Genomic DNA, 12431 nt, shown 5'->3' on the forward strand with positions numbered 1-12431 from the left:
ATCCTGTTGATACGGCCACTGCCGGCCAGCGGCCGGCACTACCGCAGGGCGTTTCACACGCCCTGTTTTGCTGCGTGATCCTGCGCCTGGCGCATCACCCGCAGCAGGTTGCCGCCCCAGATGCCGGCAATCTGCTGCTCGGTGTAGCCCTTGCGCAGCAGCCACGCAGTGATCTTCGGCAGCTGGCTGACATCGGGCAGGTCGCTCAGGCCACCGCCGCCATCCCAGTCCAGGCCGATGCCCACATGCTCGGGGCCGACCACCTTGAGGATGTGCTCGAAGTGGGCGAAGAAATCGTCCAGGCTGGCATGGCGCACCGGGTGCTCGTGGTCCAGTTCCTGCTCGGCCTTCAGCAGGGCAACACCCTGCTCGATGCCCATCCCTTCCCAGCCACCCAGCTGCTTGCTCAGCGCTTCTTCGGCCTGCTTGCGCTCCGGTGTCTTGGCGGTGTCGATCAGATAGCCACCGTAGGCATTCACCTGGATCACGCCGCCCGCCTTGGCCAGCTTGCGCAGGCGTGCATCGTCCAGATTGCGCGGGTGGTCGTAGACCGCCTTGGCCGAGCTGTGCGAGAGCACGAACGGCACCGGCATCATCGCCAGCAGGTCGTCGAACACTGCGTCGGAGGCATGCGACTGGTCGATCACGATGCCCAGCTTCACCGCCTGCCGCACCAGATCCTTGCCGGCCGGGCTCAGGCCTTTCCACTCCGCACCCTTGGGATCGGTGGCCGAATCGGCGAACTCGTTGTTGGCGAAGTGCACGGTGCTGAGCAGGCGCAGGCCGGCGCGATGGTAGAACGAAAGCAGGCTGGGATCGGCCACCAGCGGGCTGGCGTTTTCCATGCTGATGTAGACCACCCGCTTGCCGGCGGCCTTGATCCTTGCCGCATCATCGGCGGTCAGCGCCAGCGCGAAGCGCTCGGGATTGGCCGCCAGCATCTCGCGGATTTCCAGCAACCGCTGCAGGCCATGGTCACGCTCGGCCAGGTGGGCCGCTGCGCTGCGGTCGCCCTGGTCGGTGTAGATCGCCCAGAAGCCGCCATCCAACGCTCCTTCGACCATGCGCGGGTAATCCACCTGCGAAAGCGCATTGCGGTCATGGCGCTGCTCGATGTCGAAGCCGCTGCGACCAAAGTTGGCCGGCGTATCCAGATGGCTGTCTAGAGTGACCAGGCGCTGTTGCAGCGCCTTGGCACGGGCCAGCTCCTGCGTGCTGAACTCAACGGCGTGGGCGGACAGCGGCGCACACAGCGCCAGCGAGACCAGCAAAGACAGACTGCGCAACGTCATGACGCTTCACCTCGATGGGAAGCGTCAGACCATAGCGCCGAGATGACAACAAACGGTAGTGCCGAACGTAGCCGGGATCCTGCGAATCAATCCACCACGCGGCAGAACACGGCCTTCAGGTAACGCGATTCCTGCACGTGGGCCATGAACGGATGGTCCGGACCGGCGCCGGCCACCTTCAGGATCTGGATCGTGCGGCCGGAGAAATACGCCGCGCGGCGCAGCATGTCGAGGAACTGGTCCTCGGCCACCAGGCCGGTGCAGGAGAAGGTGGCGAACAGGCCACCGGGCTTGACCACGCCCAGCGCCAGCTTGTTCATGTCCAGGTACTTCTTCAGCGCGGTGATCACCTGGTCGCGGTCGCGGGTCATCTTCGCCGGGTCCAGGATCACCACGTCGTACTGCTCGCCGCGGTTGGCGGCATCACGCAGCCACGGGAAGATGTCGGACTGGATGAACTTCGGGCGCACGTTGTTCAGGCGCGAATTGCCCTTGGCGATCTGGATCACGTCTTCATCGATGTCGATGCCGACCACCTCAGAAGCGCCGCGCGCGGCCGCGTACACCGCGAAACCACCGGTGTTGCAGCACAGGTCGAGCACGCTCTTGCCTTCCACCTGCTGGCTCAACCACTCGCGGTTCTCGCGCTGGTCGGCGAAGAAACCGGTCTTGTGGGCACCGGCCGGGTCGGCGCGGAACTTGATGCCGTACTCGGTGATCACCGCTGCTTCGGTGGTGGTATTGCCGTGGAAGTCGAAGCTTTCCTGCTTCTGCACGTGCTCGTCGGCGAAGCTGTGGAAGCGGCACCCCGGGAACTGCTCGCGCAGCGCGTCGTAGATCCACTCGCGGTGGCGGAACATGCCGGCGGCGAAGAATTCGACCACCACCAGGTCGCCGTAGCGGTCGACCACCAGGCCGGACAGGCCGTCGCCTTCGCTGTGCACCACGCGCCAGGCATCGGACACCGCATCGAGCTTCAGCACCTCACGGCGCAGCGACACCGCCTGGGCGATCTTGCGCGAGAACCAGCCGGCATCGACCGGCACGTTCGGGTCGGTTTCGAGGATGCGCACGGCAATGCGCGAATGCCCGTTGTAGAACCCCCGGCCAATGAACTCGCCATCGATGCCGACCACGTCGACGATGGAACCGGGCTTGGGCCGGACGGTCGGCTTCTCGACCAGTTTCTGGAAGATCCACGGGTGGCTGGAACGCCACGCATTCTTGAGGCGGACAATCGGAAGGGGGGTATTCATCCGCCCATTGTAGCCGGGGGGCGGCGGGGGCCGGAAATCCAGCACAGGCGCGGCAATTGACGGCGGCCCGGGCAGACGGCAGAATCGGCGCCAGAAGGGGAGTAGCTCCCAGACGTTGTCGCCGTCAATTCGAGCCCGCAGGCTCCGGTGCAACGGCAGTTCCAGCCATTGGAACTGCGAGCGAGACCTTCGCCGTACTGGCGAAGCTCTGTCCCTGGATCCCCTCCCGATCCTCCGTTGCAGATCCTCGCCGTCCGGCCTGGCATTCATCTTTCCAACGGACATTCCCAATGCAGACGATCGGTAACGTGTGGTTGTGGGGCGGCTTCGCAGCGGTGGTGGTCATCGCCCTGCTGGTCGACCTCGTGTTGATGCGCCATGGTGGACCGCACAAGGTCACCTTCAAGGAGGCCCTGTGGTGGTCGATCGGCTGGGTCGCGCTGGCCCTGCTGTTCAACGCCGGCCTCTGGTATTACCTGAATGAGACCGCCGGCCAGGTCGTGGCCAACAAGGTCGGCCTCGAATTCCTGACCGGCTACCTGGTCGAGAAGGCGCTGGCGGTCGACAACATCTTTGTCTTCCTGATGATCATGAGCTACTTCGCGGTGCCGGAGGAACAGCGCCAGAAGGTGCTGATCATCGGCATCCTGGGTGCGATCGTGCTGCGTACGATCATGATCTTCGCCGGCAGCGTACTGATCAGCCAGTTCCATTGGCTGCTCTACGTATTCGGTGCCTTCCTGCTGTTCACCGGCTGGAAGATGTGGTTCGCCGCCGGCCAGGAGCCCGATCTGGAGACCAATCCGGCCCTGCGCTGGATGCGCAAGCACCTGCGCCTGCTGCCGGACTACGCCGGCAACGCGCTGAGCGTGAAGCGCGATGGCGTGCGCTGGTTCACCCCGCTGTTCGCGGTACTGATCCTGATCGCGGTCACCGACGTGATCTTCGCCGTGGACAGCATCCCGGCGATCTTCGCGATCACCACCGACCCGTTCATCGTGCTCACTTCCAACGTGTTCGCGGTGCTGGGCCTGCGCGCGATGTTCTTCCTGCTGGCCGGCATGGCCGACCGCTTCCACCTGCTGCCGTACGGCCTGGCGCTGGTACTGGGCTTCATCGGCATCAAGATGATGATCATCGACCTGTTCAAGATCCCGACCCCGGTGTCGCTGGGCGTGGTTGCAGTGATCATCGCCGCCACCGTGGTGCTGAGCCTGAAGTACCCGCCGAAGGAAGGATCGGGCCACGCCTGAAGCTGAATCGCTGAACGGCACGGCCGGCGGGATTGTCCCGCCGGCCGTCTCCACTCTCCCGCCGCAGCGGCCTTGGTTTCGCGGCAACCACCGCCATTGCTGAGGTATGGACAACAACGCGCCCCTGCCCGCCGGCGACGTACCGGCCCCCCGCAATGACCGCTCGCGCATCCTGCGGGCGTTCAATGTCAGCCTGGCCGCCGTGCTGGTGCTGGTGGCCGTGTTCGCCCTGCAGGGCACGTTCGACTGGCGCCCTTGGGCGGTAGCGCCGCTGGAAGCCAAGGGCCTGCTCGGCCTGGTCGGTGGCCCGATGCTGCATGCCTCGGTCGAGCACATCGCCGCCAACAGCATCGCCATCCTGATCCTCGGCACCCTGGCCGGCAGCGTGTATCCGAAAGCCACCGTGCGCGCGCTGCCCCTGCTGTGGCTGGGTTCGGGCCTGGGTGCCTGGATGCTGGGAAATCCGGGCAGCGTGCACCTGGGCGCCAGTGGCGTGACCCACGGCCTGATGTTCCTGCTCGCCAGCCTCGGCCTGCTGCGTCGCGACCGCGCGGCGATCGCCACCGGCCTGATCGGCATGCTGTTCTACGGTGGCATGCTGATGACCGTCCTGCCGCACGCCGATGGCGTGTCGTGGCAGTCGCACATGGGCGGCGCCTTCGCCGGCATCATCGCCGCGCTGCTGTTCCGCAATGCCGACCCCCTGCCGCCACGCCAGCGTTACAGCTGGGAAGACGAAGAGGACGAGGTCGAGCCGCTGGCCAACGACGAGCTGGAGCCGCCGTCACCGCAGCGCGTGCCGGTGTTGTGGCAGCCGCGCGAAGGCCAGGACTACGTGGTGATTCCGTTCCGGCGGCCGGACGATCCGCGCGGCTGAGGTGTGGTGGATGCCGACCTTGGTCGGCGCTGTTCCCATGCGGCCAACCAAGGTTGGCCACTACCGCACAGCATTCGGCGATCGGACAGGTCAGTTGGCCCCGTTCCCCGCCGCGCCCATCCCATCCACCGCCTGCCGGCCCAGCGCCGGGTCGTCGGTGAAGAAGGCATCGATGCCGGTGGCCAGGTACGCGCGCATCTCGGCGATCGAACCCTCGGCGTTGCGTGCGTTGTCGGCACCCTTGCGCAGGTTGCTGGCCTGGAAGTGGTTCTCCGGGCGGAAGGTGTACGGGATCACCATCAGGCCCACCGCATGCGCATCGCGCACCAGCGGGGTCGGCGTGCCGAGCGCGCCCTTGTCATCCAGCGGAATGATCGAGCGCAACTCCGGGCCGATGCTGTCGGCGTACGCGGCGATGTCCTTCAGGCCGGCCGGGGTCATCATCTGTGCGTAGGTCAGCGTGCCACCGGCCTTGGCGATGTCGGCCGGCTGGGTGTCGCCCTTCCACAGCAGCTGCAGCAGGCGGATGTTGCTGTCGCGCGGGATCTTGCCGCGCAGGTAGCGCAGGTTGGCGGTCTCGAACGACTGGATGGTGACCGGGCCGACGTTGGTATAGGCGTTGCCGCGCAGCGCCGCCAGCAGTTTGTCTTCCATCGGCAGGCCGATCGACTGGAAGTAGGTCGGGTGCTTGATCTCCGGCACCAGGCCGATGCCACGGTTGGCACGACCGGCCTGCTGCACCAGGAAGGCCAGGATCTCGTCGAGGCTGGCGATGCGGAACTGGCCGTCGTAGGCGGTGCTGCGCAGTTCCGGCAGGCGCTCGCGCGCGTACAGGGTCTTCAGCTCGGCCAGGGTGAAGTCTTCGGTGAACCAACCCTCGACCTTCTGCCCGTCGATGACCTTGCGGGTGCGGCGGCTGGCGAACTCCGGATGCGAGGCCACGTCGGTAGTGCCACCGATCTCGTTCTCGTGGCGGGCCACCATCTTCCCGTCCCTGGTCATCACCAGGTCCGGTTCGATGTAGTCGGCGCCATCGGCAATCGCCTGCGCATAGGCGGCCAGGGTGTGCTCGGGCAGCAGCGCGCTTGCGCCGCGATGGCCATAGACCGGCACCTTGTGTGCGGCCGGGGTGGAGGATTCAGCACTCATGGCCACCGATGGTGCCACGGCCAGCGACAACAGCAACGCACAACCCCACGACTTCACTGCGACTTCCCCAAGCGGTATGTGATGGGCGTCAGTATGCGGCGGCAATGTGACAGGCGGGGGACCCCACGCATCCGGTAGTCGCCGACCTGGGTCGGCGCTCTGCCAGCCAGCGTCGATGACCCCGGACGCCCTGTGCCAACCAAGGTTGGCACCCACTAGAGCGTGAGCCCGTTCGGGGATCTGGCACCAGCGTTACTTGCCGATGCAGAAGCTGGAGAAGATCCGTCCCAGCAGATCATCGGCACTCATCTGCCCGGTGATCTCGCCCAGTGCATCGTGCGCCAGCCGCAGTTCCTCGGCGGCCAGTTCCAGGTGTTCGTGGGCCAGCTCACCATCGGCGCGCTGCGCATGTTCCTGCGCGCGCTCGATCGCATCGACGTGGCGGGTGCGCGCGGAGAACTCGCCGTCCACCTGCTCCCCTGCCCCGGCCGAAGCGATGCTGCGCAGGCGCACATGCAGGTCATCGAGCCCGGCACCGGTCGCGGCCGAGACGAACACGCGATCCGGATCGTCCAGCGTCGGCAGCACATCCAGCAGGTCCGACTTGTTGTGGATGTAGACCTTGTGCGGCACCGCCATCACTGCATCACCGAGGGCCGCTTCACCGGCCGCCGGATCGCGTGCATCCAGCACGATCAGCGCCAGGTCGGTGCGCTCGATTTCCACATGTGCGCGACGCATGCCTTCGCGCTCGATGGCATCGCCGCCGTCGCGCAGGCCGGCGGTGTCGACCAGGGTCAGTTCCAGGCCATCCAGGCGGATCGTCTCGCGCAGCGTGTCGCGGGTGGTGCCGGCAATGTCGGTGACGATCGCACGCTCGCTGCCAGCCAACGCATTGAGCAATGAACTCTTGCCGGCATTCGGTGGCCCGATCAGCACCGCGTGCAGGCCGTCGCGCAGGCGGCGACCACGTTCGGCATCGCGGCGCAGCAGGGCCAGATCGCTGCGCGCCTGTTCCAGCCCGCGCCGTACCTGCGCGCCACCGAGGGTGTCCAGCGGTTCGTCGGCGAAGTCGATGGCCGCTTCCACGTGGATGCGCAGCAGCACCAGCTGTTCGACCACCGCCTCGATGCGGCGCGAGAACACACCATCCAGCGAACGGCGCGCAGCACGCGCGGCACGGTTGTCGCCGGCGGCGATCAGGTCGGCGATGGCCTCGGCCTGGGCCAGGTCCAGCTTGCCGTTGAGAAACGCCCGTTCGCTGAACTCACCCGGCCGCGCCTGGCGCGCACCCAGCGCGATGCAGCGCGCGACCAGCTGCTGCAACAGCACGGGGCTGCCGTGCCCCTGCAGTTCCACCACTTCTTCGCCGGTGAAGCTGTTGGGCGCGGGGAACCAAAGCACGATGCCATCGTCGATCACCTCATCGTCGGCGTCGCGCAGGCGCGCGTAATGCGCATGGCGCGGGCGCAATGCAGGCGCACCCAGTGCGTTGGCGATGGCCGCCGCGCGCGGGCCGGACAGGCGCAGCAGGCCAACCCCCCCGGCGCCGGGGGCGCTGGCGATGGCCACGATGGTGTCGGTGTGGATCGTGGTATCCATGGCTCAGAGCTTCTCCAGCTGCGCGCGTGCCTGCGCCGCACCACTGCCCTGCGGCTGCAGCGCCAGGTAGGTGGTGTAGGCCTGCCTGGCCTTGGGCTTGTCGCCGGCGTTGAAGTAGGCATCGCCCAGGTTGATATAGGCCACCGCGCGCGAGGGATCAATCTTCAGCGTGTTCTCCAGCCAGCGCGCCGCTTCGGCGTAGCGCTGCTGGCGGTAGTAGACGAAGCCGAGGTTGTTCGCGGCCTGGGCGAAATCGGGGCGCAGCTTCAGCGCTTCGGCGAACTGCGCGGCCGCCTCGTCGTACTGCTTCTCGCGGTACAGCTGCAGGCCGCGGTCGTTGGCCTGCTGCGCGCGCTGGCGGTCGGACGCCGGGCCAGCGGTGGGCACCACCAGCCTGGCCTTGCCACCCTGCAGGTCGGCCACGGTCACCGGCGCCTGGCTGCCCTTGGCCTCGCTGGCGGCATCGACCTTGTTGTTAAGCGCGATCGCATCGGCGGTCAGCTGGCGCGTATCGGCGGTGAGGAACTCCTGGCTGTCGGGCACCTGGAACACGAACTCGCCGCCCTGCGAACCGGGCAGGCTGCCGAAGGCCGGGGTCTGGTGCGAAACCGCCGACACTGCCGGCGCCACGTACGCGGCCAGCTCGGTACCGGTGATCAGGCCATCGCCGTTGAGGTCACCCTTGCCGGCCAGCGCCTGCAGCAGCACCCAGGTGAACACCGAATGGCCGTTCGGGCCGGCATCGGCCACCTGCTGGTCGGCACCGCCGGCGGTCAGCATCTGCCGCGCGCTGCGGCGTGCGTTCTCGCGCAGGAATGACGACGACGAGGGGCCACCCCGGGTCAGGCCCAGGCCGCTGTAGCAGGCATCCATCACGAACATCACGTGCTTGGCCTGCATGCTCTCGGCGATGTTCTGGATGTCGGTCATCGCGATCGCGTCGGTGGCGAACTCTTTCGGGTCCGAATCGACCGGGATGATGTAGCCAAGGTCGCGCCCGGAGGCGAGCTGGCGGGTCGCGCCATGGCCGGCGAAGAACACGAACACGCGGTCGTTCTTTCCGGTGCGATCGTCGGCCAGGCGGTCGTGGAAGGCGGCCAGGATGTTGTTGCGGGTGGCCTGCTCATTCTTCAGCACGATCACCTGCGAAGAGGGGAAGCCGAACTGCCCTGTCAGCGTGTCGGCCACCGCCTGCGCATCGTGGCTGGCGTACTCCAGCTTCGGCCACTTGGCGTAACTGTCGATGCCTACCACGATCGCCCACGACTTCTCGTAGCCGGTGGTGACGGTGGCGTCGCTGGCCGCGCCCTTGCGCGCGCGGGCGACGGTGAAGTCGCGGCCGTTCCAGCCGGCGAACTGGTAGCCGTCGGCGATCAGGCGGTCGAGGATCTGCGGCAGCGCCTTCACCGCACGGTCGTGGATGTCATGGAACAGGATGATGCCGCGCTGTTCCTTGTTCACCTGGCCGAGCACGCGCTGCACGATCGATTCCGGCACCGGATCGGCCCAGTCCATCGAGTCGATGTTCCACATGATCGACTTCAGCCCGGCCTCGTTGAGCAGCTGCAGGCCTTCGGCATTGCGCGCGCCGTACGGGAAGCGGAACAGCGGCGCGCGCTTGCTGTCGACATCCTTCAGCAGGGTATCGGTGTCGAGCACCTGCTGGCGCAGCGCGTCGCCGGTGGTGCGCGAGAGCTGGGCGTGGGTCAGGCTGTGGTTGCCGACCGCATAGCCCTCTTCCATCAGGCTGCGGCTGATCTTCGCCATCGGCCCGAGGCTGACCCTGCCGTCGCTCTCGACCTTGCCCAGGTTGCGGCCCACCTCGAAGAACACGCCCGGTACGTCATAGCGCTTGAGGATGGCCACCACTTCATCGGTGTAGGCCTTGTGCGGGCCATCGTCGAAGGTCAGCACCACCGTCTTGGCCGGCAGGTCGCGGCCGAAGATCTCGCGGTCGCTGTCCTTCATCGACATCGGGTACGGCTCGACCACGCCGTAGTCGCGCAGGATTGCTTCGCGGCTGTAGTCCTTGCGCAGATGGGCGATGTAGTCCTCCCACTTCTCCCGCTTCAGGTCGATGGCGCGGGTGCGCTCGAAGCGGCTGAAGATCCGGGTCAGTTCCTGGTTGTAGTTGCGCTCGATTTCATCGAGTGCTTCCAGGTCTTCGCCGATGCGCTGGTGCAGTTTCACCGCCGGCAGCGACGAATCGGTACCGACCCGTTCGTGTAGATCGCGCAGCACTTCGCGGAACGCCAGGCGGTCGGCGTCGAACAGTTCCGGTGCCGACTCGACGTAGTCCAGCACGGTGCCAAGGGTGGCGAAGCGCTGCGGGCTGGTACCGCGCAGCAGGGTGTCGAACTGCGCGGCAATCGCCGTGCGCTGTTCCAGGCCATCGTGAAACAGCTGCTGGCCAACGCGCGTGGACGTACCCCGGTCTGTAGCACTCTGCTGGTCTTCATCGGCCAGCAGCACGATGATCCGGCGATAGCCATCCAGCTGCTTCTGCAGTGCCGCCAGCAACGGTGCGGCGGCCGGATCAGCGGCGGCCGCGGCCTGCGCGCTGGGCTGGGTGACGGCGGCCGCCGGTGCCTTCGCATCCTTGTCGCCACACCCGGCCACGACCAGGGTCAACAACAGCGAGGGCAGGAACAGGCAGAACGACAGCGCACGCGGCATGGTGGACTCGAAGGTGGGAGGAACGGTGTGCCGGGAATTCTAACGCCGCATGCGAAAAGCCCGCCTTGCGGCGGGCTTCTGCTGAGGTCAGCCGGCCAGCGGCCGGCTCTACCCGTTACTTCTTCTTGACCGGGGCCGGGGCAGTGGTGGCCGGGACCGGATCGCCGCCATGGCGCTTGGTCATCCACCACTGCTGCAGCAGGCCGAGGCCGCCGTTGACCACCCAGTACAGCACCAGGCCGGACGGCATGAAGGCCATCATGACGCCGAACACCAGCGGCATGAACTGCATCATCTTCTGCTGCATCGGGTCCATGCCCGGTGCCGGGGTCAGCTTCTGGGTGAACCACATCACCGCCACGTTGATGACCGGCAGGATGAAGTACGGGTCGCGTGCGGTCAGGTCCTGGATCCAGCCCAGCCACGGCGCCTGGCGCAGCTCGACCGACTCGACCAGCACCCAGTACAGGGCGAAGAAGATCGGCATCTGGATGAGGATCGGCAGGCAGCCGCCCATCGGATTGATCTTTTCCTTCTTGTACAGCTCCATCATCGCGGTCTGGAACTTCTGGCGGTCATCGCCATAGCGTTCCTTCAGCTGCGCGATGCGCGGCTGGAAACGACGCATCTTGGCGCCGCTCTTGTACTGCACGGCCGACAACGGATACAGCACCAGCTTCAGCAGCACCACCAGGCCGACGATCGCCCAGCCCCAGTTGCCGACCAGCTTGTGCACCTGGTTCAGCACCCAGAACAGGCCCTGTCCGATTACCGCCATCATCGAGAAGCGGCTGTAGTCGACCACGCGGTCCAGGCCCGGCACGTCTTCCTTGGCGATCAGGTTGACCAGCTTCGGGCCGACCCACAGGCGGGCCTCGGTGCTGGTGGACTGGCCCGGGGCCACGGTGAAGGCCGGGCCACGCGCCTCGATCAGGTCACGACCGGCCACCTGCGACAGCACGTAGTGCGCCGTCTGGTCCTTCTGCGGGATCCAGGCGGTGAAGAAATGGTGCTGCAGCATCGCCAGCCAGCCGCCGGTGATGTTCTGGTTCAGCGTGCCGTCTTCCAGGTAGTCCTTGAAGGCACGACGCTGGTACTTCTTGTCGTTGTCGTACCAGGTGGCGCCGTTGAAGCTGAAGGAGTCCGGGTTGGTCATGCTCCGCGACAGGATGGTCGGGGTGCGGTCCAGGGTGCGGTAGACGTAACCATTCCACGGCGCGGTGCCGGTGTTGCTGACTTCGTCCTTGAAGCGCACCGCGTACTCGTTGCGCGAGACGGTCAGGGTGCGCTTGATGGTCACGCCGTTGTCGGAGGTCCACACGAACGGGATCTGCAGCTCGTTCTGGCCCTTGGCCAGCACGAAGTCATTGGTGTCACCGACCAGCTTGAAGCCGTCAGCGCCCGGGACCGGGGTGTTCTTGTCCTCGCTGGCCCAGCCGCTGATCGCGCTGTACGGATGCGCGGGATCTTCGGTCAGCAGGCGCACCGGCGGACTGCCTTCGTCCTTGGTCTGCGGGAACTGCAGCAGCTCGGCGTCGAGCACGCGGCCGCCATCGAGCACCAGGCGCAGCACGTCGGTGGTGACGGTCACGCGCTGGCTGGCCGGGGTGGCACTGGCCTGGGCCTGCACGGAAGCCTGGCCGGGGGCGCCCGGAACCTGGGCACTGGGGATGGCGCCCGGGCTGGAACCCGGAACGCTCTGTGCGGCGGCCGGGGCCGACGTGGTCGTCGGTGCCGGGGTCGGAGCAGCCTTTTCACGGCTCCACTCCATCCACAGCAGCACGGCCACCATCAGCCAGGCAAAAATGAGGAATACGCGGGTCTGGTTCATCAGCGGACAGGCTCGGCGGGGCCGGGACGCGATGCCGGCTCGGTCAAAGAAGGAGTTGCGATGCCATCAGGCGGCGGCATTGTGCCGTCCACGCCCGGCGTGGGCAATGCACGCAGGCGACGCAGCAGGCGCAGGAAGGCCTGGCGGATCTCGTCGTTGCTGGCGGAACGCGCAGCACTACGAGCCACGACGACGAAGTCGCCTGGCTGGATTTCGGTACGTGTCTGACGCAGGATGTCGCGCAGGACGCGCTTGATCCGGTTACGCCCGACGGCGTTCGGATCAACCTTGCGGGAAACCGCCAGACCCAGCCTGGCCGGCCGGTCAGCCGGCAGCCAGTGCAGGGTCATCAGCGGATCGGACACACGGCGGGCGCCGTTGAAGACCGTTGAGTATTCGGCACGCGTGCGAACCCGCGCAGAGCGAGGGAATCGCTTGCGCGGGTCTGCAGTATTCACTGTCGAAGGGATTGCGTCTGCCGCGAGGTGCGGCATG

General features: G+C 66.6%; 9 protein-coding genes. 2 read left to right on the forward strand and 7 right to left on the reverse strand.

Translation table 11 applies throughout. The annotated features are described in order from the left end of the window. Window positions 1-53: 53 nt before the first annotated feature. On the reverse strand, window positions 54-1292 hold the full coding sequence (locus tag O0J73_RS07330; protein WP_308308368.1) for a dipeptidase: 1239 nt from the start codon (window positions 1290-1292) through the stop codon (window positions 54-56). 86 nt (window positions 1293-1378) lie between these two features. Further along, window positions 1379-2548 carry a class I SAM-dependent rRNA methyltransferase gene (locus O0J73_RS07335; RefSeq protein WP_049457813.1) on the reverse strand — a complete coding sequence of 390 codons (1170 nt, stop codon included), beginning with the start codon at window positions 2546-2548 and terminating at the stop codon, window positions 1379-1381. 290 nt (window positions 2549-2838) lie between these two features. Between O0J73_RS07335 and O0J73_RS07340 the strand changes: the two genes are divergently transcribed. Both O0J73_RS07340 and O0J73_RS07345 read left to right on the forward strand, forming a co-directional pair. Beyond that, window positions 2839-3801, forward strand: a complete 963-nt coding sequence (locus O0J73_RS07340) for a TerC family protein (protein ID WP_005411722.1) — start codon at window positions 2839-2841, stop codon at window positions 3799-3801. 106 nt (window positions 3802-3907) lie between these two features. After that, the gene (locus O0J73_RS07345; RefSeq protein ID WP_049457814.1) at window positions 3908-4678 is read left to right on the forward strand and encodes a rhomboid family intramembrane serine protease; all 771 of its coding nucleotides are present in this window, start codon (window positions 3908-3910) and stop codon (window positions 4676-4678) included. Window positions 4679-4768: 90 nt separating this feature from the next. Here the strand turns inward: O0J73_RS07345 and O0J73_RS07350 are convergent, their stop codons facing one another. The 5 genes from O0J73_RS07350 to rnpA all read right to left on the reverse strand — a co-directional run bounded on the left by O0J73_RS07350 (window position 4769) and on the right by rnpA (window position 12430). Then, window positions 4769-5884 carry a glycerophosphodiester phosphodiesterase gene (locus O0J73_RS07350; protein ID WP_308308369.1) on the reverse strand — a complete coding sequence of 372 codons (1116 nt, stop codon included), beginning with the start codon at window positions 5882-5884 and terminating at the stop codon, window positions 4769-4771. A 195-nt stretch (window positions 5885-6079) separates the two neighbouring features. Further along, window positions 6080-7429 carry a tRNA uridine-5-carboxymethylaminomethyl(34) synthesis GTPase MnmE gene (gene mnmE, locus O0J73_RS07355; RefSeq protein WP_006479188.1) on the reverse strand — a complete coding sequence of 450 codons (1350 nt, stop codon included), beginning with the start codon at window positions 7427-7429 and terminating at the stop codon, window positions 6080-6082. Window positions 7430-7432: 3 nt separating this feature from the next. After that, the gene (locus O0J73_RS07360; RefSeq protein WP_308308370.1) at window positions 7433-10105 is read right to left on the reverse strand and encodes a polysaccharide deacetylase family protein; all 2673 of its coding nucleotides are present in this window, start codon (window positions 10103-10105) and stop codon (window positions 7433-7435) included. A 115-nt stretch (window positions 10106-10220) separates the two neighbouring features. Further along, window positions 10221-11936 carry a membrane protein insertase YidC gene (gene yidC, locus O0J73_RS07365; protein ID WP_308308371.1) on the reverse strand — a complete coding sequence of 572 codons (1716 nt, stop codon included), beginning with the start codon at window positions 11934-11936 and terminating at the stop codon, window positions 10221-10223. Beyond that, window positions 11936-12430 carry a ribonuclease P protein component gene (gene rnpA, locus O0J73_RS07370; RefSeq protein WP_006479316.1) on the reverse strand — a complete coding sequence of 165 codons (495 nt, stop codon included), beginning with the start codon at window positions 12428-12430 and terminating at the stop codon, window positions 11936-11938. Before rnpA ends, yidC begins: the two co-directional genes overlap by 1 nt. Window position 12431: the final 1 nt, after the last annotated feature.

The organism is Stenotrophomonas sp. Sm6012, assembly GCF_030985895.1.
Lineage (GTDB): Bacteria > Pseudomonadota > Gammaproteobacteria > Xanthomonadales > Xanthomonadaceae > Stenotrophomonas > Stenotrophomonas forensis.